Origin of the sequence: Halocatena marina (assembly GCF_023276375.1) — an archaeon.
GTDB classification, from domain to species: domain Archaea; phylum Halobacteriota; class Halobacteria; order Halobacteriales; family Haloarculaceae; genus Halocatena; species Halocatena marina.
Map to the genome: position 1 here is coordinate 1655235 of NZ_JALLPK010000001.1, position 24705 is coordinate 1679939.

Annotated in this window: 20 protein-coding genes; 10 read left to right on the forward strand and 10 right to left on the reverse strand. The window is 55.2% G+C overall.

From position 1 onward, the window contains the following. Nucleotides 1-12: 12 nt before the first annotated feature. Nucleotides 13-1806, reverse strand: coding sequence for a S9 family peptidase (locus MW898_RS07530; protein ID WP_248905908.1), 1794 nt, complete (start codon nucleotides 1804-1806; stop codon nucleotides 13-15). Between the two features lie 188 nt (nucleotides 1807-1994). Here MW898_RS07530 and MW898_RS07535 point away from each other — a divergent pair, with 188 nt between their 5' ends. From MW898_RS07535 to MW898_RS07555, 5 genes are all read left to right on the forward strand, one after another. Next, nucleotides 1995-2294: a hypothetical protein gene (locus tag MW898_RS07535; RefSeq protein WP_248905910.1), complete on the forward strand. Its 300-nt coding sequence runs from the start codon at nucleotides 1995-1997 to the stop codon at nucleotides 2292-2294. Next, the gene (locus MW898_RS07540) at nucleotides 2294-3832 is read left to right on the forward strand and encodes a sodium:solute symporter family protein (RefSeq protein WP_248905912.1); all 1539 of its coding nucleotides are present in this window, start codon (nucleotides 2294-2296) and stop codon (nucleotides 3830-3832) included. Before MW898_RS07535 ends, MW898_RS07540 begins: the two co-directional genes overlap by 1 nt. Before the next feature lie 108 nt (nucleotides 3833-3940). After that, nucleotides 3941-5998 (forward strand): hydantoinase/oxoprolinase family protein, encoded by a 2058-nt coding sequence (locus MW898_RS07545; RefSeq protein WP_248905914.1) that lies wholly within the window; start codon nucleotides 3941-3943, stop codon nucleotides 5996-5998. Continuing rightward, nucleotides 5991-7751 carry a hydantoinase B/oxoprolinase family protein gene (locus MW898_RS07550; protein ID WP_248905915.1) on the forward strand — a complete coding sequence of 587 codons (1761 nt, stop codon included), beginning with the start codon at nucleotides 5991-5993 and terminating at the stop codon, nucleotides 7749-7751. The genes MW898_RS07545 and MW898_RS07550 overlap by 8 nt, the downstream gene beginning before the upstream one ends. 539 nt (nucleotides 7752-8290) lie before the next feature. Beyond that, nucleotides 8291-8728, forward strand: coding sequence for a hypothetical protein (locus MW898_RS07555; RefSeq protein ID WP_248905916.1), 438 nt, complete (start codon nucleotides 8291-8293; stop codon nucleotides 8726-8728). A gap of 717 nt (nucleotides 8729-9445) precedes the next feature. On the opposite strand, the gene MW898_RS07560 is transcribed toward MW898_RS07555, so the two are convergent. Together MW898_RS07560 and MW898_RS07565 are read right to left on the reverse strand one after the other, a co-directional pair. Next, nucleotides 9446-10168 carry a sugar phosphate isomerase/epimerase family protein gene (locus tag MW898_RS07560; RefSeq protein WP_248905917.1) on the reverse strand — a complete coding sequence of 241 codons (723 nt, stop codon included), beginning with the start codon at nucleotides 10166-10168 and terminating at the stop codon, nucleotides 9446-9448. A gap of 101 nt (nucleotides 10169-10269) precedes the next feature. Next, nucleotides 10270-11424, reverse strand: coding sequence for a Gfo/Idh/MocA family protein (locus MW898_RS07565; protein WP_248905918.1), 1155 nt, complete (start codon nucleotides 11422-11424; stop codon nucleotides 10270-10272). A gap of 250 nt (nucleotides 11425-11674) precedes the next feature. Here MW898_RS07565 and MW898_RS07570 point away from each other — a divergent pair, with 250 nt between their 5' ends. The 3 genes from MW898_RS07570 to MW898_RS07580 all read left to right on the forward strand — a co-directional run bounded on the left by MW898_RS07570 (nucleotide 11675) and on the right by MW898_RS07580 (nucleotide 13864). After that, nucleotides 11675-13087 (forward strand): glucoamylase family protein, encoded by a 1413-nt coding sequence (locus tag MW898_RS07570; RefSeq protein ID WP_248905919.1) that lies wholly within the window; start codon nucleotides 11675-11677, stop codon nucleotides 13085-13087. A 218-nt stretch (nucleotides 13088-13305) separates the two neighbouring features. Next, nucleotides 13306-13572 carry a hypothetical protein gene (locus tag MW898_RS07575; protein ID WP_248905920.1) on the forward strand — a complete coding sequence of 89 codons (267 nt, stop codon included), beginning with the start codon at nucleotides 13306-13308 and terminating at the stop codon, nucleotides 13570-13572. A 61-nt stretch (nucleotides 13573-13633) separates the two neighbouring features. Beyond that, a complete protein-coding gene (locus MW898_RS07580; RefSeq protein ID WP_248905921.1) occupies nucleotides 13634-13864 on the forward strand; it encodes a hypothetical protein in 231 nt (76 codons plus the stop codon). A gap of 135 nt (nucleotides 13865-13999) precedes the next feature. On the opposite strand, the gene MW898_RS07585 is transcribed toward MW898_RS07580, so the two are convergent. The 7 genes from MW898_RS07585 to MW898_RS07615 form a co-directional block, all read right to left on the reverse strand. Next, entirely contained in the window at nucleotides 14000-15103 is a 1104-nt protein-coding gene (locus MW898_RS07585; protein ID WP_248905923.1) for an oligopeptide/dipeptide ABC transporter ATP-binding protein, read from the reverse strand. After that, nucleotides 15096-16151, reverse strand: a complete 1056-nt coding sequence (locus MW898_RS07590; protein WP_248905925.1) for an ABC transporter ATP-binding protein — start codon at nucleotides 16149-16151, stop codon at nucleotides 15096-15098. Before MW898_RS07590 ends, MW898_RS07585 begins: the two co-directional genes overlap by 8 nt. Further along, on the reverse strand, nucleotides 16151-17179 hold the full coding sequence (locus MW898_RS07595; RefSeq protein WP_248905928.1) for an ABC transporter permease: 1029 nt from the start codon (nucleotides 17177-17179) through the stop codon (nucleotides 16151-16153). Before MW898_RS07595 ends, MW898_RS07590 begins: the two co-directional genes overlap by 1 nt. After that, a complete protein-coding gene (locus tag MW898_RS07600; RefSeq protein WP_248905930.1) occupies nucleotides 17166-18182 on the reverse strand; it encodes an ABC transporter permease in 1017 nt (338 codons plus the stop codon). Before MW898_RS07600 ends, MW898_RS07595 begins: the two co-directional genes overlap by 14 nt. Nucleotides 18183-18491: 309 nt before the next feature. Further along, nucleotides 18492-20249: an ABC transporter substrate-binding protein gene (locus MW898_RS07605; protein WP_248905932.1), complete on the reverse strand. Its 1758-nt coding sequence runs from the start codon at nucleotides 20247-20249 to the stop codon at nucleotides 18492-18494. 124 nt (nucleotides 20250-20373) lie between these two features. Beyond that, the gene (locus MW898_RS07610; RefSeq protein ID WP_248905934.1) at nucleotides 20374-21462 is read right to left on the reverse strand and encodes a Gfo/Idh/MocA family protein; all 1089 of its coding nucleotides are present in this window, start codon (nucleotides 21460-21462) and stop codon (nucleotides 20374-20376) included. Next, nucleotides 21459-22220 (reverse strand): sugar phosphate isomerase/epimerase family protein, encoded by a 762-nt coding sequence (locus MW898_RS07615; protein ID WP_248905936.1) that lies wholly within the window; start codon nucleotides 22218-22220, stop codon nucleotides 21459-21461. The genes MW898_RS07610 and MW898_RS07615 overlap by 4 nt, the downstream gene beginning before the upstream one ends. A gap of 202 nt (nucleotides 22221-22422) precedes the next feature. Between MW898_RS07615 and MW898_RS07620 the strand changes: the two genes are divergently transcribed. Together MW898_RS07620 and MW898_RS07625 are read left to right on the forward strand one after the other, a co-directional pair. Continuing rightward, on the forward strand, nucleotides 22423-23544 hold the full coding sequence (locus tag MW898_RS07620) for a Gfo/Idh/MocA family protein (protein WP_248905938.1): 1122 nt from the start codon (nucleotides 22423-22425) through the stop codon (nucleotides 23542-23544). Nucleotides 23545-23645: 101 nt separating this feature from the next. Continuing rightward, nucleotides 23646-24395 (forward strand): sugar phosphate isomerase/epimerase family protein, encoded by a 750-nt coding sequence (locus tag MW898_RS07625; RefSeq protein WP_248905940.1) that lies wholly within the window; start codon nucleotides 23646-23648, stop codon nucleotides 24393-24395. Nucleotides 24396-24705: the final 310 nt, after the last annotated feature.

Below are 24705 nucleotides of genomic sequence, written 5' to 3' on the forward strand. Positions count from 1 at the left end.
TGGATGGTTCGTTCAGACGTGCTCTTCGAGAAATTCGACGACTGTTCCGTACGCTGTGATTCGGTTTTCGAGCTTGCTGAATCCGTGTCCCTCGTCTTCGAAGATGACTTTCTCTGTCGGAACGTGTTCGCTCGCTTCGTCGGTAATCTGCTCAGCTTCACCGACAGGAACGCGCGGGTCGTTCGCGCCGTGGAGGACAAGAAGGGGTGCACGGATATTTTCGATCGAGTTAATCGGTGAAATATTTTGGAGAAAGTCCCGATCATCCAGTGAGCCGTACTCTGCTTCACGGTGCTCTCGTCGCCATTCTCCAGTGTTCTCTAAGAAGGTGACAAAGTTTGCGATGCCGACCATATCGACACCCGCAGCCCAGCGGTCGGGGTATTCAGTCAGTGCAGCGAGCACCATGAATCCACCGTAAGAGCCACCGAAAGCGACAGCGCGGTCACCATCTATCTCTGGACGATCAGTCAACCAGTCTACACCCGCCTCGATATCTGCGACGGAATCCATCCGCTTTTCGACGTTATCGAGATTCATGTACTCGCGGCCGTATCCTGCAGAACCGCGGACGTTCGGTTCGAAGACAGCGTAGCCGTTGTCGATGAAGTACTGGCGAAGAGAGCGAAAGGATGGTCGGCGCTGAGATTCCGGACCGCCGTGGATGTCGACGATAACCGGGAATGATCCATCGCCGTCGGGAACGGTGAGGAACGCCGGAATTTCGAGATCGTCAAACGACTCAAAGTGGACGAGATCGGGAGACCGGAACAGCTCTTTCGGGATGCCAGCCGTCGAAGCGTCAGTCCATCGCGCGTCCTCGCCGGTGTCACGGTCGAAAACGTGGACGTTTGCGTTTTCTGTCGGTGCAGAGACGGCAACCGCGATCTCATCGGCGTCAGGCCCGAACGAAAGGCCGACGATGACGCCGTCAGGGAGTGCGGGTGCTGGGAGTGGCTGCTGTTCGCGGTTGGCGTCGAGTTCGAACAGCGAGAGGTCACTGTACCCCTCGACGTTGCGAATGACAGCGAGTGTCCGCGAATCGTGATCAATCCCGATACCCGAAACGTTCCAATCACCGCCATCGTATGCGACAGTGAGTTCACCCGTTTTTGGGTCGAGTTCGGCGAGTTCGAGCGTGTCGGACAGTCGGTCGGTCGTGACGTAGAGAACGTCTCCGTCGGGACCCCACGCAACCGATCCGTATCGGACGCCATCATACTCGTCGGTGAGATGTGTCGTCTCCTCGGATTCGAGATCGAGACAGTAGAGGTCGTGATCGCGATTCGAGTGTGATTCGTGGATAATGAGGCGTGTGTCGTCCGGGCTCCACCCTCCGACAGACAGCCAGTCCTTTTCCTGACCGTCGAAGACGAGTTCGGCGTCTCCTCCCGTCTCCGACCGGTGCTGAACGTAGGCATCGAAGTTTGCCTCGTCCCGGCGGTTGGCAGTGAACGCGAATTGCTCGCCGTCGTGACTCCACCCACCCCACTGGTGGATGGCGTCAGGGTGTTGAGTGAGGTTCACCTCCTCACTCCCATCACCAGCGAGACGGAACAACTGCCTGCGCTCGTTTCCGCCTTCGTCCATGCCGAAAACAAGTTCGTCGCGCGTCGGTGAGTAGGAAGCGAATCCGATAGCCTCCTCGTGAAAGGAAAGCTGATCCGGCCACGCCTGCGAGTCGTCGAGTTGCCACACTTGCGGGACACCAGTCGTATCCATCATGAAAGCGAGCTGTCCGTCGGGACCGAACGATGGCCCGCTTGCACTCCGGATGTTGAGGTACCGCTCGATGTTATAGGCCATAGATCGGAATGTCTGCGATGCCTGATTAGCGTTTTGAATCCATCAGTTGACATTCCCCTATTGAGACGAATTGCGTCGTGTGAATGATATCATAATTTTATTAATTTCGCTAGGAGGAAGCTTCGTGTACGCTCTTTACGACCAGATAGGCACATAACATTTAATATAGTGTTAAAACATGGCATAGCATGGAACACCCAACGTCTCGTCCGAGGAAGATCACAACAACAATTTTTGTGGTGTTTACGCTTGGGATGAATCCCCCGATCATTTTCTGGATGGATCTACCAACGATCGTCTTCGGGACCGATCTGCTGTATCTGTGGACCGTTTGCTGGGGAGTTCTCATCTCTATCGTGTTAATATGGGCAGCGTGGAACGATGCGCTTGCACTGACAGAAGATCAAGTACCGCCTGAGTTGCGTGGAACTGAAGGCGTCGTGACGCAGTCCAGACGCGATGAGACAGCAACGGAGGGACAGCGCTGATGGTGTCGACACAAGCAATGATCGCGCTCGCAACGATCGGCGTCTATCTCATCATCATTCTCGCGATCGGGTATCGTGGCTGGCAGGTTGGCAAACTCAACGTCGACGACTGGATGGCTGCTGACCGCGGCCTCGGGATTGCGGTGTTGCTCTTTACATTCGCTGCCTCCTATCACTCTGCGTTTGCATTCCTCGGAATCGGTGGATTCATTTACGCCAATGGAATCGGCATTTTCAGTATCTCTACGTTTTATCTCTCAATCTCTGGAATCATTCTGTGGGTCGTTGGATCGCGTGTCTGGTTGCTCGGGAAAAAATACGGATACATCACGCCATCGGATCTGCTTGGGGACTTCTACGAATCACCACTCTTGGCAAAACTGGTGAGTCTCGCACTGATCGTCTTTACATTCCCGTATATTGCAACACAGATGATCGGCAGCGGCATCATCTTCGAGACTGCTACGCAGGGTGTCTTGAGCTTCGAGGTCGGTGCAGCACTCTTCTTGCTCGTCGGCGTGCTCTACGTCTGGCTCGGTGGGTTGCGTGCAGTCGCGTGGACGGACGCTGTTCAAGGCGTGTTCATGTTCGGTGCGATGTGGATCGCTGGCTGGTTCTTCGTTTTCACGGCCTATCGAGGACCACAGGCATTCTGGACGGAGATCGTGCGAGAGTTCAGTGCGTACGTCACCCTTCCCGGCCCGACTGGTGCGATCACTCCTGCGTTCTATGTATCGTTTGCTGTCATGACTGGAATTGGCGTGGCGATGACGCCACACATCTTCCTCCGATTCGTCTCGGCGCGTTCTCCGCGGGTGTTGAAATGGGTTGCAGCGTTCGGCACCGCGTATCTCATTCTGTTCTATCTCCCGACAGCGTTTCTGGGACTCGGTGCAGTGGCGGCGTTTCCCGATCTCGCACGGCCTGATGCGGCGATTCCATCCGTTCTCTATCAATTCACGCCGACGTGGTTCGCCTCGATCGTCGTTGCCGGGGCTGTTGCGGCTGCGATGAGCACGGCTGATTCACAGCTGCACGCGGTGTCGGCGCTCATTACCCGCGATTGGTACCAGCCATTCGCTGGTGCGGATGTGGACGAGCAGACGGTTACTCGGTTCGCTCAGATGATCGTCCCCGTACTTGGATTGATCTCGTACGTGATCGCGATTCAGCAGTTCGAGTTTATTATTCTTCTCACGGCGGTCACGTTCTATGGAGCAGCCCAGATCTTCCCGTTGCTCATCGGCGCGTTGTACTGGAACGAAGCATCACGCGAAGGGGCACTCAGTGGCTTTGTCGTTGGAGTGCTCGTCACCTCGGCCCTCGAATTCGGAATCCTCACGCTACCGAGCGGCTTCCCCGGATTCGTCAGCGGCTTCTACGGTCTCATCAGCAACAGCGTCGTTTTTATCGTGGTTAGTCTCGCTGTCGAAGGGGTTTCGGCTGAAGCCCGTAAGCGGACCCAAGGCTACATCAATTATGCAGTTACTCGTGGCTGGGAAACTGATGACGGAACAGCCGTGGGCAACGATGACTGATTATGACTGACAAGATTTCGAACGCTGTAGCAGTACGTCGAATCACTGGCTATGAGTGGAATTAGTAATGATACAGACACTGATACTAGTACAAGTACAGATCCAGATATGAATTCGAATGACACAGTTCGTGTGGGTGTAGACATCGGCGGCACGTTCACTGACATCGTGACGGTTCGAGACGGCCGAATAGAGGTAACGAAGACGCCATCGACACCGGATGCTCCCGAGAATGGAGTCATGGACGGGCTCGAAAAAGCATGTGAACGCGAGGGCTGGGAGTTCGATTCAGTCTCTTTTCTCGGACACGGCACGACAGTAGCAACGAACGCCGTGCTCGAACAGACGTGGGCCGAAACCGCTCTTGTGACGACAGCAGGCTTTCGAGACGTTCTCGAGATCGGTCGACAAGCCCGCCCCGATATCTACGATTTTCAGGCTGAGAAACCGACGCCGTTCGTTCCCCGTGATCGGCGATTCGAAGTGACCGAACGCCTCGACGAACGAGGACAGGTTCTCACCGCTCTCGACGAGGAGAGCGTGCAGGCCATCGCAGAGCGACTCACAGCGTCGGAAGTCGAGAGCATAGCGGTGGCCCTACTCTTCTCGTTTGAGAACGCTGCTCACGAGAAACGGGTGCGTGAGTTGTTACAGGAGACTGGACTCGATCTGACGTACTCGCTTTCGAGTGATGTGCTTCCCGAGATCAGAGAGTACGAACGGACTCTTGTCACGGCGATGAACGCCGCACTCAAACCGGTGATGGCTCGTTATATCGGCAATCTCGAAGCCGAGACAGCCACCGCAGGCATCGATACTGAACTCACGATCATGCAGTCAAACGGTGGGATTATCGCTGCTGATACCGCCCGCGAGCGAGCGGTGCGAACGCTCCTCTCCGGTCCTGCTGCTGGAGTGCAAGGCGCGACTGCGATTGCCGAGCGGTGTGGGTTCTCGGATGTGATCACGATGGACATGGGCGGCACCTCTTGTGATGTATCGCTCGTTGAAGGAGGCGATCCACTCGTTTCGACCGACGTCGAGATCGGTGAGTATCCGATCGGTGTGCCGATGATCGATGTCCATACGATCGGATCTGGCGGCGGATCGATCGCTTGGATCGATCCGGGTGGGGCACTCAGGGTCGGACCACGCTCTGCGGGTGCCGATCCAGGACCGATCTGCTATGGACGTGGTGGCACGGAACCGACGGTCACCGATGCGCAACTACTCTTAGGGCGGCTCAACCCGAGTGAGTTCCTCTCGGGTGAACTCGACGCCGAAACCGAAGACGTTCGTCGGATGACTGAACAGAAGCTCGCTGATTCGCTGGGACAGACTATCGAAGAGACAGCTCAGGGAATCGTCGATGTTGCAAACGCGAACATGCAACGAGCGCTCCGCGTCGTCTCGGTCGAGCGTGGTCACGATCCACGCGAGTTTGGTCTCGTCGCGTTCGGAGGAGCAGGACCGCTCCACGCCTGCGAGATCGCTTGTGAGCTCGAAATCCCACAGGTCATTATCCCTCGTACGGCTGGCGTCCTCTCTGCCCTCGGATTGCTCGTGAGCGACGTGCTGTACGACTACAGCACCTCGCGCGTTCGACCGCTCGCTGATGTCACCCCCACGGAACTCGAACAGATATTTGAAGACTTCGAGGAACGCGGTCACGACCGGCTGTCCGAGGAGGGGCGATTAGCCGACGAGAAGCGATTCGAGCGCACGCTTGATCTTCGATACGCCGGTCAGTCGTTCGAGCTTTCGGTGCCAGCGGGGAACGAGCTCGACGAGGCGAGCCTCGATGCTGTCCGTGAGACGTTCCACGCACACCACGAGCAGCGCTACGGTCACGCATATCCCGAAGAACCCATCGAACTCGTAACAGTCCGACTACGTGCGCGTGGTCTCGTTACCCAACCGGATCTTACAGCTGGAGGTTCGGATGACTCTCTTGTGGACGCATGCAAGGAGATCCGTAAGGTGATCTACGACGGCAACGCTCACGAGACGCGGATCTACGATCGGACCAAGTTGCCGATTGAAGCTGACGTTTCGGGCCCGGCGATTCTCGAAGGATCCGAAAGCACCGTCGTCATCCCTCCAAACCAACGCGCCCGCGTTGATGGGTACGGAAACGTACTCGTGGAGGTGTTCCCCGATGACTGATTCAGAGACCACAACCGATGGGACGCCCACAATTGATCCGGTAACGCTCGAAATTGTTCGCAACGCCTGTGAAGCGATCACAGAAGAGATGAACGCGAACCTAATCCGGACCGGGTATTCACCGAACATCAAAGAACGACGAGACTGCTCGTGTGCGCTCTTCGACGCTGATGGAGAGATGATCAGTCAAGCCGAGAATATGCCGGTTCATCTCGGTGCAATGCCTTTCTCGGTTGCGGCTGCCATCGAGCGATACCCACCAGAGACGCTTGAACCAGGGGACGCAATTCTACTCAATGATCCGTTTCGAGGCGGGGCGCATCTCCCAGATCTAACGCTCGTCACACCAGTATTCGTCAAAGAGCGAGTCGTCGCCTATGCGGCAAACCGCGCCCACCACGCGGACATCGGAGGTTCGCGGGCGGGAAGCGTCGCTGCCGACTCGACCGAAATCTATCAAGAAGGGCTTCGGATCCCGCCAATCAAACTGTATGAAGGGGGCGAGCCGAACGACACTGCCATGGAGATGATCCGTGCGAATGTTCGCACGCCTGATGAGCGCCGTGGAGACCTGCGGGCACAGGAGGCTGCGAACGAGACCGGCCGTCAGCGTTTCGAAGCGCTCACCGAAAAGTACGGAACAACGCTCCTAACAGCAGCACTTGAGGAGATCAAAGACTACTCGGAGCGACGAATGCGCGCCGAAATCGAGTCGCTACCCGATGGGATCTACTCGTTCGAAGATGTCCTCGACGACGACGGGCGCGGAGCGACGGATCTTCCTGTCGCCACGACAGTGACGATCGATGATGATTCGATCATGGTCGATTTCGATGGAACAGCCGAACAGACCGCAGGACCGGTGAACGCGGTCTTTGCTGTGACTGCCTCTGCGACGTATTATGCGGTTCGCTGCGTCACCGACCCTGATATTCCACCGAACCACGGCTGCTATCGACCGATCGATATCTCAGCACCTGCTGGAACGATCGTGAATCCCGAGCCGCCAGCGGCGGTTGTCGGTGGGAATTTAGAGACCTCCCAGCGGATCACCGACGTGGTGCTCGGCGCGCTTGCAGACGCCGCCACAGAGCGCGTTCTCGCGGGCTGTCAGGGAACGATGAACAACGTCACGTTCGGAGGAACTGATCCCCGTGATGATTCCCCATACGCATTCTACGAGACACAAGGTGGTGGTTTTGGTGGGCGGGCGGGGATTGACGGAATGGATGGTGTCCATGTTCACATGAGTAACACGATGAACACGCCGGTTGAGGTGCTCGAAACGGTCTATCCGCTGCGGGTGATGCGCTATGAACTGCGCAACAATTCCGGCGGAGCAGGCGAGTTTCGCGGTGGACTTGGTCTTCGACGAGATATTGGTGTGCGCAAGCACAGTGCGGCGTTCAGTTTGCTTGCCGATCGACATCGTCACGAACCGTACGGACTTGCGGGGGGGTCCGAAGGAGGATCTGGTGTCGCGTATCTGTTCGAAAACGGTCTCGACGAGGGCACGAGTACGAGCGATAGCGACCGAGAGCGCCTCCCTGGGAAGGTCGTCCGAGAACTCACGCCGGGATCTGTCGTGAGTATCCGTACGCCCGGAGCCGGTGGATACGGCGAGCCTGAGGAACGGGATCCGGAGGCGATCGCACGTGACATTAAACTCGGGAAGGTGTCCACCGAAGCGGCACGCGAGAGGTACGGATTCTCGGACGCCACCTTCGATGACATCGATTTGGACGCCCCGTAGTTCAGCCACTTGTAATCGGTGTGTTCGACTTCGTGTGTATCATCGATCACGACTGCTGCGAACTCGCCTCGAATAGATCTCTACACTATGTTATGGATCGTCGACAAATATTCGAAATTACCTATTCGAGGTGTTGGTGGAGGAACTGAACGTTCATTATTGTGGTCAATATTTTAATAGTATAATTCATTGTAGGTGCCTGATTGAGGTATTGGATTGTGACAATACTCCCGTCTCGAAGACGAATGAAATGATGACAACGTCTGTCTCTTTCGGTCAGCACGATGATCGAGTCAGTTGAATGTGAACAGCCGGTATCGTATCGTCAGACTAGCGCTTCGGCGAACCGATATACTTTCACTGGATCGTCCAAAATGCTTGTAACGATCAGGACGTGATCGCTGTGACCAACACGCATTGTCTTTCACTCATGATGTCGGAATTTTACTCAATCCACTCTCTCGTGAAAGATCCGAGACCCATTGAGAGCGGCACAGTTACAACAGAGACAAGCCGCGGAAAACACGAACGTAGTGGTCGTGCGGGAGAACACGACGACACCGCTCACTACGGCTAATATGCTCATATTTCAAGCACTGGGCGGTGGTCTCGATAGCACTATCGGGCTGCTCTGTGTCGGATTCGGGGTCCTTCTCGTCTGTTTCGGATTGGGATGGCAAATCGTCCGGGCATCAAAACGTAACACAGACAATAAACAAACATCGCCCAGCAGACAAACGGACAAAAGCAGCTGGGGCGCTGCGAAGAGACAAAATGACAGTTGGGGAACAGATAATCGAGCCAGCAACAATCGAAAGTCGCGTGCTGAAGACAGTACCAGCGCCGATGGCGGCCTTTCCAACGATACTGGTGATTTTGTGTTTACTGACGAGGAAGCTGACAAGAATGACTTTGTTTTCACTGACGAGAACGACGAGAGTGACGATGAGAGAGACCAGCGGCCGTGGGGAGACTAGTCGCTGAAAATCACTCCTAGGTCGTGGAAAGTCGAACACCCACTCACAGTACAGACGGATCATATCGATCTATCAATTACAGTTTCCACGACGTAATCCGTCTCTGTCGAATGCCTATTCACTTCCTACCCATACACATTCTATATTCTCACACCGATACATATCACCAGTGACAAAAGCAGAGTAGTTAAAATCCTCACACAATAGTACAATGATATATGTATAATCAAAGGAGATTTGTCCGTGTTATATAGGACACAACATGTGAGTAGCTCGGAACCCAAACGTTACTTCTGTCAGTACCGTCCCAAAGACGTTGATTTCGTAACATCTCGTATCTATCGTTGAATCTACCGTCTAAATCGTTATTCTCACCTGTGAAAACTGGATTGATATCGATATCGAATTGTTTATCACGGAATATTGATCGCATTTGAATAATCAATCAACCATGAATTCAAAAGTTTTGATATGGTAATTCCTCTCTTTTGTTCGAAATTAGTTGGACTCGATCGATACTCTACTAGTGACTAGAGCAGACAAGAATATTTTATGTCACTATTAGTGCGAGTGCCAACAGATTCAATCGAAACGCTGTGCTCTTTCACGGTCGAAAATCCATAGAACAGCCAGCATCCTAATCGACGGAATCGGCGGCAATCCCGTGAGCCACCACGGCGACATTGTTTAGATCAACAACGCGGTGTCTCGGAAACACTATTCTGAGCAGAGCCGACGAAGGTTCGCGGCCGTATCTTCGAGATCGGTATCCTCGTGCTCGTACAGTAGACACGCGCAACCGACATCTCGGAGGACACTAGTTATCGCAGCGAGATCGACATCACCGTCACCGATTCGTGTGAGTTCGCCGGTTTCTGTGTTCGCGTCGACGACGTGAGCTTGTGGGACGTCGCCGAGACGACGGAGGAGTGCCGACGGATCGCCTCCAGCACGGATCACGTGCCCAATGTCGACCTGCGGTCGCACCCGATCGCCAGTCATCGCAAAGAGGTGTTCAAGAGCATAGGTTCCGTCGATGTCTACAAACTCATGCGTGTGATTGTGATAGAGGAGATCCAGTCCGTGCGCATCCGCATTGTTCGCAATGTCGAGCAGTCGCGCTGCCGCCGATTCGATTCCTTCGCGCGATTGGAAATACTCGGCGTCGAGACTCGGTATCGTCAGCGTCTCAGCTCCAAACGATCGAAACAGATCGACTGTCGCTTCGAAATCATCCTCAAGACGGTCGATCCCGACGTGTGCGCCCGCAACTTCAAGATCTGTTCGTTCGATGGCTTGACGGACAGCGTCTGTCTCCTCGTACACTCTGTACGCGAACTCGACAGTATCGAAGCCCGCGTTGGCAACGCGATCGAGAATCGTTGGCAGCGGCTCATCAACGTTTCTGAGCGAGTACAACTGAATACCGGGCGTAAGCATCGGAATCAGTAGACGCGGAACTGTAATAGTCGTTTTCCTCATGTCATCGATACACGCAGACTCCGCCGAGTGGATGACCACCGCATACGACGATTCGTACCCTACGGTTCCATCGCTGTTGATTCGGAGCGTTCGGCGACTTCTTCGGCAGAAAGCTCTCGGCCCGCTTTCTCGGAGAGATAGATTCCTTCCATGATGAGCATAGAGCGAAGCGCAATTTCGCCGGTCGGTACCGGATCGACCGCACCGCAAAGGGTCTGAATCCAATGATCGAACTGGTTCAGACGCTCGCCGATGTCGTACCCTGTTTCGCTTTCGAGAAGACCATGTCTGGCTTCGTAGTTCTCGAGATCGAGATCGACGGTGGCCTCGTAATCATCAATCGTCGTCCGGAATTCGAAGGGGTCCAGTTGGACACTACCGGTGCTCCCGGCGACGTACTCCGGTTCATCCGGAGCGTACGTGTGCCAAGCTGTGTGAACATCGAGTCTCGTTCCGTCTCCGAGACGAACAGTCCCGACGCCGCAGTCCTCCAACGAGTAATCGGTTTCATCGAGGCGCGAGTGGTACGTGTCGGCGTTATCACCAACCATCTCTTCGGATAGCTGATCGTCGGTGAAGTTCCACGTCTGCCCTGTGATGCGCTCGACAGGGGGATTCCCGAGGAGCAAGAGCATCCGACCGATCACGTAGGTTCCAATATCAAAGACGGCACCGCCACCAGCGGTTCGTTCGTGGACGAAAGACGGTGTTCCGTAGCCGTCGATATACGGACGACCGCGTCGACGGTTGAACACCGATCGAGCGTACGCAATGTCTCCGAGCTTGCCACGACTGATGAGACGTTCCGCTGCCGTTGTTTCGGGCTCGAACAAGCGAACATTTTGGACACCCAGCTGTCGGTTGTTCGTTTTGGCGGCTTCACTCATTCGTCTCGCGTCGGCGTAACTGCCAGCCATCGGCTTCTCACAGAAGACGTGCTTTCCCGCTTCGAGCGCATCAATCGAAACCGGCGCATGGAGATTATTGTGGACGCAAACGCTAATCGCGTCGATAGCGGCGTCGTCCAGCATCTCTCTGTAGTCTGTGTACACACGCTCGGTGCCGTGTTCACGAGCGAGTGCCGTCGCTGCCTCCTCGTCAATATCGGCGACAGCCGCTATCTCCGCGCTGTCAACGCGCTCGTACTCGCTCGCATGCTGTTGTCCACGGTTCCCGGCACCAACAATACCGACCCGAACGGTGTCAAAGGACACGTCAGACGACCTCCAGACGGAGATCTATCGCATCATATGGATTGGATTCGTGTTTTCCCGGTCGGTCGTTATACCATTTCATTTAGCCTGAACTCTCGTTCATATGCCATAAACCTTCGCATGGTCGTTCTCGACTGCAGCGTATTGTGGAAAGAAGGATCGGTCTCAGTCGCGTTATTCGACTCATCATTAATTCCACCCCGTATATTTAATATCTAGGGATAAATATTGAGAGCTGATACATCAACGTATGACTGAGCGTAGATTTATTAGCGACAGGCGCAGAGACATCCTTCGAGCCATTGGCGCGACTGGAATCGCGTCGATCTCAAGCATCGGAACTGCCATTGCGACCAGCGACAAGGACGAGCAAACGGGTGATCAACCGACAGTTGGAGGAGATCACAGAGAGAACCGACTCCGCGGCATTGCCCGCCGTCACTATCGCTTCTTCGAGGAGTTCACCTCAGATATTGGGCTTCCAGATGATATCGTCGACGTGGGCGGGGATTCGATGAGTCGGTCGTACCGGACATCTCCCTCGAACATCGCGATGTACCTCATCAGCACAGTCGGTGCAGCAGCACTCGGATTTGTCCCTGATACTAAGGCACGGAGACGAATCAACACTGTCGTCAGTACACTCGAATCGCTCGAGAAGTGGAACGGGCTGTTCCTTCGATGGTACGACATTCGGACTGGACAACCCTGGATGGAGACCCACGATGGAACGAAGTTCGTCTCTACCGTCGATAACGGCCACTTGACGGCTGCATTGGTCGTCGTTGGAGAGGCATACGACGACGACCTTGCAGAGCGTGCACGAGCACTCGTTGCGTCACAGGACTATTCATCGTTCTATCACCCAGACAACGGACAGCTGCGGGGCGGGTACGACTACGAGTCTGGCGTGACCGATTGGACGTACGGTATGGTAAACAGCGAGCCTCGCGTTGCCAGCTACTGCGCCATTGGGATGGGCGACATCCCCGACACCCACTGGTGGCAGCCCAACCGAACATTCGGCCCGGACGCCGATTGGACCCAACAAGCAGCTGAAGGAGAGAACCGAACGTACGACGGTGTCACGGTGTTCGAGGGCCACTACGAGTACAATGGGACTGCCTACGTCCCGAGCTGGGGCGGTGCGCAGTTCGAGGCGCTGATGCCTTCGCTGTTCATCAAAGAGCAGGAACTCGGAACGGACGGATTTGGAAAGAATAACGCCCACTGGTCGCGCGTTCAGATTGATTTCGCACGGGAACAAGGCTGGCCCGTCTGGGGCCTTTCACCTTGTGGAACGCCCGACGGATACGGTACGTACGGCGTGCCAGAACAAGGAGCATGGGACGGACACTACGCTCCTGGACCCATCGTCACGCCACACGCGACGTTCCTCGCACTGGACTATGCACCCGAGGCTGCCATCGAGAACGTCAAACAGCTCCGAAAGATGGGCATCGATGGAGCATACGGATTCTACGATTCAGTGAACGCCGAAACCGGCGAACTCACAGAGAAGTTCTACGCCCTCGATCAGGGAATGTCGATCGCCGCCATCGCAAACCATCTCACTGATGGCGTCATTCGGGAATATTTCCATGAGAGCGATATCGGAGAACGCCCAGAACACCTCCTCGAACGGGAAACGTTCTCAATCTGAGCGATCGACGCCAGTGGAGTTTCCACGAACTGAGTGTGACGAATCCGATCATTCATATCCAGTCCTCGAATTACCATCGACTATGAAACGATCGGGACATTCGATAATGGTAGCTAGTATGAGAGCAGACGACGTTCGTAAAGAGAGTCATTGGAGCGATGGAGAAAGAAATGAGAGAGAGTGGGAGGAAGGAAAAAAAGAGGAGGGGGTACGAGGCGATGTCTAGCTCGGACCGTGCGAGTGGTGAAAAAGAAGCGACTGGGATCGAACCATTTCTGAATACGATCTGTCCCTACTCGTGGGTACTCGCAATCGCGTTCGGTCTGAGTCTCTTGTTCGCACTCTTTTCACTGCTGAGCGTTGTTTTCATCCCTGCATCTGCACCCAGCTACCCTATTGCCTTTCTGACGCTCGTCCTCGATGGGTTGATCGTCGCCATTCTTGCGCCGATGCTCTATCTCTGTCGCCGCCACAACGTCTTGTGATGGATCGAATGGCAAACATTCAGGAACAAATATAATACGTTTGGACGCAAACGAAGATGGTATGCCAACTACGAACACGAAGAGTGGACCGATCGATGTCGTAACTGGGGTGCTATCGGCTGTCCGTCGGTCGCTGCTGGTTGCAATGGCTGCGTTCGGTTTCCTACTCATTCTTCTCGGGATGAGTATCACAAACGGTGTTTACGCCGGGATGTTTGGGATCTGGGGTGCGATGCTGATCGTGATCGCTCTCATTGGAATCGGCGCCATCCAACTGCTCAAACGTATCTAATCGTTATTCGATCCGTTTCGCGCGTGATAGACGCACCGGTCATGGGTCAGCACCCTTGCGAGACGAGAGACGATACATGCACGCGACGCTGTCCTGTTGATGAAAATTAGATCGATTCGAAAAGAGTACTGACCGTCAGAAATCTAGCTCTTGCTGTATCCGATCGTCAGTACCATCCAATTCCGGACTATTCCAGTACTCGTGGGTCGAGTCCTGTCGGAAACACGCCGTTCGTTGTCCACTTCCCGCAACATCCAAGAGATCGGGGGCCTCTTTCGTGCAGGCCTCTCGGGCGACAGGACAGCGGGTGTGGAACCGACAGCCAGCAGGTGGATCGACTGGATCTGGAATGTCAATCTCACGGACTGGCGTATCGATCGATCGCCCATCGTCATCGGAATGAATACTCGGCGTTGCCCACTTCAACACCTTCGTGTACGGGTGTTTTGGCTGTTTGATTATTTGGTCTGCCGGACCAATCTCTACGAGTTCGCCAAGATACATGATGCCGATGCGTCCGTCGGCTTTCTCTGCAAGGTAGCGGGCGTTCGCCAGATCGTGGCTGATGAACAGAAACGACGTCTCGAAGCGCTCTCTGAGATCAAGCATGAGATCCATCATGTCGACCCGGAGCGAGACATCGAGTGCCGACACCGCTTCGTCACCGAGCACAAGATCTGGGTTCAACAGAAGCGACCGGATCAGCGCGATGCGTTGTTGCTCGCCGCCTGAAAGCTGATGTGGATACCGGAACGCGTAGTCCTCGACGGGCTGGACACCGACTGTGTCGAGCAGTTCGAAGACACGTTCGTGTCGCTCCTCCTTGGAGAGATCCGAGTGCCACTTTTCGAGAGGAGCGCTCAGCGTGGCAATGACTTTCTGATTCGGATTCAACGCGCTTCCAGGGTCCTGATGGACCATCTGAAGCGACCGTCGGATCTTCTCGAACTCGATGTCCACATCGCCGTTGTTCTCACGAGCATCCCAGATGTTCTGTCCACGGTAGGTGACCGACCCAGCTGTCGGTCGCTGGACGCCGATGGCGGTTCGGCCGAGAGTTGTCTTCCCACAGCCGCTTTCACCGACAAGCACGACGACATCGCCCGAGTAGATGTCGAGCGAGACGCCATCAACTGCGCGAACACGATCTGGCTCCGAGCGGAAGTCGAACAGTCCGGTCGACTCCTCGAAGTGGACCGAAACATCGTCGAGAGAAACGACGGGCGCTGTTTTACTCATCTGTCCACCCCAAATCTATTGCTATTTCATCACGAGCTGTTTCGGTGTGGAAGCAGGCAGCGACGTGATCAGCGTCTCCTTCGACACCGTGCAGCTCTGGATCCGTCCGCTGGCATCGTTCCGTTGCGATCGGACATCGGGGATGATACGAGCAGCCGTTCAACCGCTCGACGGGATCGGGACTCTGTCCATCGATCGCAGACATCTTATCCAACGGACCCTCCAGAACGGGAACCGCCTTCAGCAGCGCACGGGCATAGGGATGTGCCGGATCGCTCGTCATTGTGTTCGTTTCACCCACTTCGACGATGTCAAACGCATACATCACTCCAAGTCGATCCGAGATATCCGCGACGAGTGAGAAGTCGTGAGTGATGAAAACGACCGTTAGGTCATACTTCTCCTGAAGCTTCTCCATCAGGGAGATGATCGACCGCTGCATCAGCAAATCGAGCGCGGCCGTCGGTTCATCCATTACCAACACTGCTGGTTCGAGCAGGAGCGATAGCGCAATGAGTGCGCGTTGACTCATTCCACCCGACAGTTCGTGGGGGTACGAATCGAGTACGCGATCTGGATCGAGATACAGATCCGACAGCAGTTCCCGACTGTGAGCCATCCCCTCCCGGACGTTCTTATTGTGGGCCTGTAGGGTCTCTCTGAAGTGGCCACGGATCGTGAGTGTGGGATTGAACGAACTCATTGCCCCTTGGAACACCATCGCAATCTCCTCCCAGAGAACGTTCGAGAGCGTTTTCTTCGAGGCAGAAACGAGTTCGATCGATTCACCATCCTGTGGGTAATAGGTTATTTCGCCGGTCAGCTCGCCAGGTTTCTCAACTGCATCGAGCATCGCTGATGCCAGCATGGACTTGCCGCTTCCGCTCTCGCCAACGATACCGAGGATCTCGTGGCGATAGAGATCGAGCGAGACATCGTCTAAGACACGCGCGATGCCTCGATCCATCGAGAACGTAACAGATGCATTCTGCATTTCGAGAACCGTGTCCATCCGACCAGTATTGAGACGAGATCGTTGTTGTGACATTAGTAGTTCGACTCCATTACCGTCGGTGAGTCTTCAGTATTCGACTCCTCTGTTGTGGTACGTTTTTCGTGGCGTGCTCTGACGCGAGGGTTGAACAGCCTGTCGCATCCTTGAGCGAACATCACGAGACCGAATGCGAGAATCATCACGGTCAGCATCGGTGCAAGCAACCAGTGTGCCGCCTCCCACGTGTAGAGCGCACCAGACTGTTGGTATGCGTTGTTCAGCATGATTCCCCAGTTCAAGTTCGTGAAGGGGAGGACACCGAGGAAGTACAGCCCCATCGATGCGAAGATCATTCCCTTCATGGAGTTAACGAGGTTGATTAGCACGTACGGCATGATGTTTGGGAGAAGATCGTTCTTGAGGATGTAACCCGTATCAAGCCCCATGATTCGAGAGGCTTCCACGTAGTTTGCCTCGCGCAACGAGAGTATCTCCGATCTAATCGCTCGCGCGAGACCGGCCCATCCCGTGAGCGAAAGGATGAATCCGAGGACGATCGGACTCTTTGGCTGCAAAATAGTGACGACGAGGATGAGCAACGGCAACCCTGGGAGCATCATCACCGTATCACTAGTGAACATGATAGCGGTGTCGAGCTTCCCTCCTTTGTATCCCGCGATCATTCCGAGGGTCGTGCCGACGGTGATGACCCAGAGTCCACCCGATAGCATGATTTGCAGCATGGCCGGTGTCGAGTGAACTAGTTGTGCGAATATCCCGCGACCGAGGGCGTCGGCACCGAGAGGATACTGCAGCAGTTGGAGTGGAGCCAACATCCGTTCCGTCTCATTCGGCTGCGGGCTGTGGACCAACGCCACACCGACGGTTCCTAGAAGGAGGTAGCAGACGATGATGAGAAATCCGAGCCGAGCACGAACGTCGGACCAGATGATCGAAAACGGCGTGAGAACGAACTCATCGAGCGCCTGACGAGTGCGGTCGGACCGCGTCGTCGAGTAGCTCGACGTCGTCCCGAACGGACCGTCTTCCGGCTTGGATCCGTCGTCGTTAGTATGACTCACGGCCCTCACCTCCGGCCTCAATCCGCGGATCGACCATTCCGTATGTGACATCTGCAATGAAGATCCCGACAACAGTGGCAACCGTCACGAGGATGAACGAACCCATCATGAGGGGGTAGTCCCGTGACATAGTCGCCTTGAACATGATGTAACCGACGCCTTGATATCCGAAGATCTGCTCAAGAATGATTGATCCACCGAAAACGCTTGCAATACCCATCATGATCCCGGTGTACATCGGGAGAATCGCGTTGCGAGCGACGTACCTGAGGGCGATTCGGTGCTGGGGCAACGCTCTGATCCGGGCCGCCCGGATGTAGTCCGCTCCGAGCTCACTGATAGCGTTGCTCCGCAACCCGAGCGCCGTCCCGCCGAAGGCAACGAGCACCATCGACGTGATCGGAAGCGTTGCGTGATACGCGACGCTCATCATAAACGGGAGGTTGAAGCCCGGTTCGACCCCAGATGCGTAGGCTCCACTCGTTGGGAAGACTCCCCACATGAATCCGAAAACGTAGATGAGGAGAATCGCCAGCATGTAGTAGGGAATTGATCCGGATATCAGCGTGTACGTCGTCATCCCGATGTCGAATCGACCTCCCTCGTTGTAAGCCATAAGCCCACCGACAACAATCCCGATCACCAGACCGAGAAACAGCGTTGTCGTCGAGAGGAACAGCGTCCACGGCATTGCCCGCCAGATGACTTGTGATACCGGCTCACCGAACCAGACCGATGTCCCGAAATCGCCCTGCACTGCGGACGTCATGTAGCTAAGATACTGCATGTGCAGCGGCTGGTCTGGGTACACGTTCGTGTACGCAGCGGCGAGATTGTTGATTTCCTCCACGGACATGGATGTCTGACTCTTCATGAGCTTGTTCTTGATGTACGTTTTGGGACCACCGGGGAGTAGCCGAATGAGAAAAAATGTAAGGCTTACTGCCACGTAAATTGTTGCCAACGCATAGAGTGCCCGTTTGACGAGATATCTCGTATTCATGTATTGCACCCACACGCCCGAGCTGCTCGCCAGCCCGATGTCTCCTCCCACCGATCAGTTATCTGTCCACTCATGACTCGATAGTAGGAATCATCAGATGATTCATAATAAAAGTATGGTATTGAACACGCCATACTACTACGACACACGGTAACCACGTCGGGTCGGACGAGTCCAGCCAACTCGAATTCGACGACGATATCGAACCGTCAACCACTACACGCGTGAATCGACTCCGATGACCGAACTGATCATCGTTTTCTGTGGTGTACAGATAGTTACGGGGACGAACTGTACGACGTCAATACGCTACTGGGTCGCTTTCAGTTTCCCTTGACGTGGAAGCCACGAGAACAGACCGTCGTAGTACGTCATGGCTTTGTCGTCTTTCGATGGATACTCCCAGCCGTCAGTGTTGTACCAGATCTGATCGAGTTTCTCCTGAACGGGAAGGCACGGGAGAGTGTAGTTGTACAGCCATGCTAGTTTTTGCATGAGCTTCTTCTCGGTGGATTTATCGACTTTCTTTTCGAGATTGCCGAGCACATCGTTCGGATCGACGGTGTTCAGTGTTCCGTTGGGCTTCCCGACCGGTGGGATCTTCACAGTGTCCGGCGGACTAATTGCACCCTGCACTTCCTGATCGGCGTACGTGAGCCGATACGTGTAATACGGATAGGCAATACCCGCAGCCCATCCGTAGGTTGCCACCCGGAAGTTACCGTTCGGCCACAGGTCGCTGAGATAAGAACTGGAGTCGCTCGTTTTCACTTGCGATTGAATTCCGAAGTTCTTCAACTGAGAGACCATCGTCTGGACGGAGAGGGTGAAATCGCTCCAGCCGGCAGGGACGTTGATCGGGAGCGAGAACTTCTTGCCGTTCGGTTCGTGCCATGTGCCACCTTTCTTCGTGAATCCCTCCTTTTTCAGGAGACGCTCTGCCTTGGCCGTATCCTTCTCGTATTTTTTCATCTTTCCGGTAAGGTCACCGAGCCACTTGTCCGTCGCCGCGTTGGTGATACCGTCCGGAACCTTCACTGGCTTCTTCGTCGCATCGGAGTTCTTTGCGATCGTCTTCCGGTCGAAGAGGTGGGCGATCGCCCATCGGACGTTCCGTTTTTTCAACACCGGATCGTCGTGGTTGAACCACAGTCCCATTCCCCAGTTGGCCGGATAGTTTTTGTGTTTGATCGCGTCGGGGAATGTCTCTCCGACAGAGCTTTCCACGAACGATTTCGTCCCATCGAGATTCCCGGTCTTTATCGCTCCCCATCGCTTCTGATTTCCACCACCCATCTGATTGAACTCCACCGTCGGGAAGTTGATCTTATCGGCGTCCGGATGCTTATCGTATTTCTTTAATGTGATTTTTCCAGGTGTTACTTGATCGACCTGCCACGGACCATGCCCGTATGGCTCACCGATCTTGTCGTTGACCAGCTTTTCACGTACTTTTTGTTGAACGTCATCCGAGGACGCCTGATCGTACTGGGAAACGTACTTCTTAAACACGTCGTGTTTGATGTTCAACCTCTTTGTGAGGATAGTCTGTTCGAGAATGCTCGCGTTCGTCGGTTCTTTTAGCCCGATTTCGACCGTCGTTTTGTCTTTCTCCGAGATTGTGTCGATGGTCTCTGGCGCGCCGTTCACGAGGAATTCGAGCTTCAGTGTGGACGCGAGATCCTTCGAATCGACCTTCGATCCGTCCCACCACGTCAGCCCATCGCGGAGCTGTAGCTGCATCGCATCCTTCCCGACTGACCAGTCGGTGATCAGATACGGGTAGTACTCTCCAGTGAAATCGTTCTGCGCGGCGAACGGATCCCAGATATAATTATAGATAGCGGCCTGTTGCTCCTTGAAGTTGAGCGGGTTGTAGTGTTTCTTCGTGAGATTCCCGTCTCCTGCCTCTCCAATCCACGCAGCAGTGGTCGAGGAGCCGCCACCGGATCCATTCCCACCTGATTCGTTGTTTGATCCCATACAGCCGGCGACGCCCACGACGCCGATGAGTCCAGCTGTGTGAAGCAACTGCCGCCGAGTCTTCGTAGTAGGTTCTCTCGCCATGGTCCGTTGTGCCATCACAACCGATTTGCTATGATATATAATTTTTGGTATTTAGTACACAGTATGTGATACAGTATCCAAGTTGAGCTCTGGGGCTCCTTATTTGAGCTGCGACCGTCGTTTGCTACAGTACGATCCGTTGTCCTGACTCGTCGCTCCGTTGGACCGCATCGATGATCCGCTGGACTGCAGCACCGTCCTCGAAATCAGGACTGTGTTTGCCGTCCGACTCGATCGCGGTGAGGAACTCGTAGTGTTCGTGAACGAACGTGTGCTCCCAGCCAATGACGTGGCCCGGCGGCCACCAGACATCGCCGTACGGATCGTCGTCGTTGGTGACAAGCACCGTCTGGAAGCCGCGGTCGTCACCGTGGTGAACTTCGAGTTCGTTGAGCCGCGCGAGATCAAATTTCACAGCACCATCAGTTCCGTGGACTTCGAAGTTGTTGTTGTTCGTCTCCCCGTGTGCCTGCCGACTCGCCTGCAGAATCCCCATCGCGCCGTTCTCGAAGTCGACCTGTGCCGAGTAGGCGTCGTCGACATCGACCTTTCGGGTCTCGCCCTCTCCCCACGGCCGTTCGTTCGTAAATGTACGTGTGTGGCCGGTGACGGTCTCGATATCACCGACGAGATACCGTGCGAGATCGATGGTGTGAGAGCCGAGATCACCGAGAGCACCCGCGCCCGCGTGTTCCTTCGAGAGTCGCCACGACCAACCAGCCGTTTCGTCTGTCAGGTACCCGTTGACGTACCGGCCATGGAAATGACGGATGTCGCCCAGCTCGCCTGCCTCGATGAGCCGCTTTGCATGCTGGATTGCAGGAACGAAGCGGTAGTTAAAGCCGGTTGCCGAGACGGCAGACGAGGCGTCCGCCGCTGTTGCCATTCGTTCGGCCTCATCACGTGTCGACGCGAGGGGCTTCTCACAGAGCACGTGGATGTCCCGCTCTAAGGCGGCGATAGAGGGTTCGGCGTGGAGGTGATTCGGCCCAAGATTCAACAGGACGTCGATTTCGTCGAGCGCGGCCGTCCAGTCGTCGGTCGTGTGGGTAAAGTCGTACCGCTCGGCTGCCTCATCAACTGCGTGCCGACCAACGAGGATGTGGCGTTCGACGTCCGGAGCGTCGGGAAAAAACAACGAAAGACGGTCGAGCGCGTTCGTGTGTGCCTTCCCCATGAAGCCGTAGCCGAGCATACCGATGCGCAGTGTCATTGGACGAACTCCTCGATCTGCTCTACGTGTTCGTTCAGCTGTGTGGCTGCTTTGCGCATCGAGGTGTCGGCGTCGTCTGGCTGTTCGTGCTCGTAGATGAGCCACGTGACGTCCGTCTCGACAGCGGCTTCAACAACACCCGCAACGTCCAAATCACCCTCCCCGAGTCGGACCGATTCACCCGCTTCGAAAACCATATCCTTGAGGTGAATCAGTGGCGTTCGGTCACCATACGTGTGGAGGACCTCGATCGGATCGACGCCAGCAGTTCCGACCCAGCCGACATCGAACTCGAATTCCACTCGTTCGTCGAGATGGTCGACGAGCACCTCGAACGCCATTCGTCCCTCGGCATCGTCCAACCGAGTGAACTCGTGGTCGTGATTGTGATAGCAGAGGGTGAGACCGTGCTCTGCTAGCAGATCGACACAGTCGTTGAGCAACGCCGCGGTTTCTTTCGTCGCTTCGAGCGATTCGTAGTACGTCTCGTCGAGCCAACCGAGAACGACTCGGTCACAGTCTAGCTGTCGACACGTCGGGACAAGTTCTTCCTCAGGGGAGTGGATCTGATCGAGTCCGGTCATGACGCTCGTCACCTCAAGACCCGCGCTAGCGAGGGCATCAACACTGTCCTCGGAGAGAGGGTCGCTTCCGAGTTCGATTCCGTCGTAGTTAGCCTCACCGACGCGTGCGATGGTGCGGGCAGCGTTATCGTCAAGATGCCCAATCATACCCATGATTACGGCTGTGCGAACCATAGTACGCACCGTTCGGTCCTCGCCATTGAGTGTTTCTGTTTGCTGTGAGATTGCTATCGAATGCGAAGCGATAGCTACTGTGAGCGGGAGAGATGCGACACCGTACGGGCACAAACGGCGCGTTGTTCACACTGTAGGGTGTACTGATGCGGAAGGGAAAGATTATGTCGTGGGATCGTGAGGAACCATCCGTAGGTCAATCATGGAAGATTACAGCATCGCGTTCGTCGGCACCGGGAAGGACCCCGATCAGCCGGACGCGACTGGATTCGCGATGGCGTACAAACACGCCGAATCGTACAGCCGTCTCGACAACTGTACGCTGGAGGCTTGTGCAGACATCGTCCGCGAGAACGCCGAGGCGTTCGCCAACAACGTGGGAATCGATGCACAGAACGTCTACGAGAACTACGAAGAAATGCTGACAGCAGTCGAGCCAGACATCGTTAGTGTCACGGTGCCGCCAGCGGTCCACGCGGACATTACGCTCGGTTGTATCGAGAGTGGGGTAACCGAGGCAGTCCACACCGAAAAGCCGATGGCCGACAACTGGGCCGACTGTCGTCGGATGGTTGAGGCGGCAAACGAGCACGACGTTCAGCTCACGTTCAACCATCAGCGCCGCTTTGGAACACCGTTCACGAAAGCGAAGGAACTCCTCGACGCTGGAGAGATCGGTGCGCTCGAACGAGTCGAATTCTCCTCACCTAACCTCTTTGACTACGGGACGCACTCGTTCGATCTCAGCAACTTTTACGCCGGGGAAGCCACGCCGGAATGGGTGATCGGACAGATCGACTATCGTGATGTGAACCGGCTGTTCGGTTCGCACAACGAAAATCAGGGATTGGTCCAGTGGCGATACGAGAACGGTGTTCACGGCCTCGCCACGACTGGCGTTGGAAGCGGTGCTGACGGCGTCGCCTGTCACAACCGCCTTGTCGGAAGCGAAGGGATCATCGAAATCGGCGTCGGTTTTGCGACGGGCGAAGACGGTCCTGTGCTCAGAATCAAACGCGACGGCGAGACGTGGACGGAACTCGAAACGAACAACGAGGACGTACACGGACGCCGCGATGCCGAGAACTGGAAGGGACAGACCGTTCTCACTCGCGCCCTAGCGGATGTTGTCGACGCTATCGGTGGAGAGAACGCACCACTCCTCTGTGGAGAAAACGCCCTCCGATCGACCGAACTCATCTTCGGTGCGTGGGAATCGGCTCGCAGTCACGGTCGCGTCGACCTCCCGCTCGATATCGAAGACAACCCGCTCGATGCGATGGTGACATCCGGTACTCTCACACCAGAACCCGTCGATGACTGAAAACAGTAGCACAGATTGGATGACTAGGATACGGTCCTGGACACACTCCATCGAAATTGAACAAACAGTATATCTAAATACGTGACGGGCATGGAATAAGTATGAGTAGAACGGCGATTCAACTCTACACTCTCAACGGTTTCGATGTCACGGAATCGACAAAGGTTCGAATCGCGGCAGAGACGAGCGTCGATGGTGTCGAAATGGTGTACAACGGTCACCCGACCAAGCAAACCCTGAACGCGCTTGAGGAAACCAATCTCGAAGTCGCTGGTCTAACCGTCGGTGCCGCAGATATTCCAGAAGCAACTGCTTCGATTAATACTGCCTGTGAAGCCCTCAACTGCGATACGGTGATTCTTGGGTACCTCGACTCCTCACACTTCGAGTCTGCAAAGGCGACCCGCGAGACAACCGCGTTTCTCGATGCCACTGCCGAATCGTTCGCAGAGCGCGGTCTCCGCTTTCTCTATCACACCCATCGACACGAATTCGCTAGCCTCGGTAATAGAACCCATTTCGACCTCCTCGTCGATGAGACGGCCGGTGCCGTCGAACTCGAACTCGATCTTGGCTGGGCGATTCTTGCTGGAGTTGATCCGTATTCACTCATGGTGGATATCCAAGATCGTCTCGCTTCCGTCCATCTGAAGGATGTCTCCGTCGAAGACGAATCATTCGCCAATCTCGGAAACGGCGATCTCGACGTCGAGCGTGCTGGACGGGTTGCCATCGAAGCAGGGGTTGACTGGATTGTCTATGAACACGAGGACCCAACGGATCCCGTCGAGTCGGTCGTCAACGGTGCCTCGAAACTGCAACAGCTCAAACAGTTCGCGGGCTCTCCCTGAGACCGCAACCCGTTACCGTCTCGTGCTGAGTGATTCATTCGTCCTTCGATATGAGCCACGTGGACAGTCGGTGCCTCCGTTCTTCAGGCTCTGGTCTCGACTGCGGTTCGTGCTCGTAGCTGTCCTTGTGGACTGTGTCTCTCTTGCGTGAATGATAAGGACAGATTCTCATCAGCACCTATGCTGATCGAGGACTGTTTCACCACACCGATTCTCCGAAATTCGAGCCGTTCATGATGCCTCGATATCAGATTGAAACTAATTAGAAGTACAATAAAAGATGATGGAGTTCAGTATCGCTGAATACGAA

Coding starts and splice junctions, on each gene's coding strand:
- MW898_RS07570 (WP_248905919.1), top strand. CDS start 11,675: ATGACTGAGCGTAGATTTATTAGCGACAGGCGCAGAGACATCCTTCGA.
- MW898_RS07620 (WP_248905938.1), top strand. CDS start 22,423: ATGGAAGATTACAGCATCGCGTTCGTCGGCACCGGGAAGGACCCCGAT.
- MW898_RS07530 (WP_248905908.1), bottom strand. CDS start 1,806: ATGGCCTATAACATCGAGCGGTACCTCAACATCCGGAGTGCAAGCGGG.
- MW898_RS07575 (WP_248905920.1), top strand. CDS start 13,306: ATGTCTAGCTCGGACCGTGCGAGTGGTGAAAAAGAAGCGACTGGGATC.
- MW898_RS07580 (WP_248905921.1), top strand. CDS start 13,634: ATGCCAACTACGAACACGAAGAGTGGACCGATCGATGTCGTAACTGGG.
- MW898_RS07625 (WP_248905940.1), top strand. CDS start 23,646: ATGAGTAGAACGGCGATTCAACTCTACACTCTCAACGGTTTCGATGTC.
- MW898_RS07605 (WP_248905932.1), bottom strand. CDS start 20,249: ATGGCGAGAGAACCTACTACGAAGACTCGGCGGCAGTTGCTTCACACA.
- MW898_RS07600 (WP_248905930.1), bottom strand. CDS start 18,182: ATGAATACGAGATATCTCGTCAAACGGGCACTCTATGCGTTGGCAACA.
- MW898_RS07590 (WP_248905925.1), bottom strand. CDS start 16,151: ATGTCACAACAACGATCTCGTCTCAATACTGGTCGGATGGACACGGTT.
- MW898_RS07540 (WP_248905912.1), top strand. CDS start 2,294: ATGGTGTCGACACAAGCAATGATCGCGCTCGCAACGATCGGCGTCTAT.
- MW898_RS07610 (WP_248905934.1), bottom strand. CDS start 21,462: ATGACACTGCGCATCGGTATGCTCGGCTACGGCTTCATGGGGAAGGCA.
- MW898_RS07560 (WP_248905917.1), bottom strand. CDS start 10,168: ATGCTTACGCCCGGTATTCAGTTGTACTCGCTCAGAAACGTTGATGAG.
- MW898_RS07535 (WP_248905910.1), top strand. CDS start 1,995: ATGGAACACCCAACGTCTCGTCCGAGGAAGATCACAACAACAATTTTT.
- MW898_RS07585 (WP_248905923.1), bottom strand. CDS start 15,103: ATGAGTAAAACAGCGCCCGTCGTTTCTCTCGACGATGTTTCGGTCCAC.
- MW898_RS07615 (WP_248905936.1), bottom strand. CDS start 22,220: ATGGTTCGCACAGCCGTAATCATGGGTATGATTGGGCATCTTGACGAT.
- MW898_RS07545 (WP_248905914.1), top strand. CDS start 3,941: ATGAATTCGAATGACACAGTTCGTGTGGGTGTAGACATCGGCGGCACG.
- MW898_RS07550 (WP_248905915.1), top strand. CDS start 5,991: ATGACTGATTCAGAGACCACAACCGATGGGACGCCCACAATTGATCCG.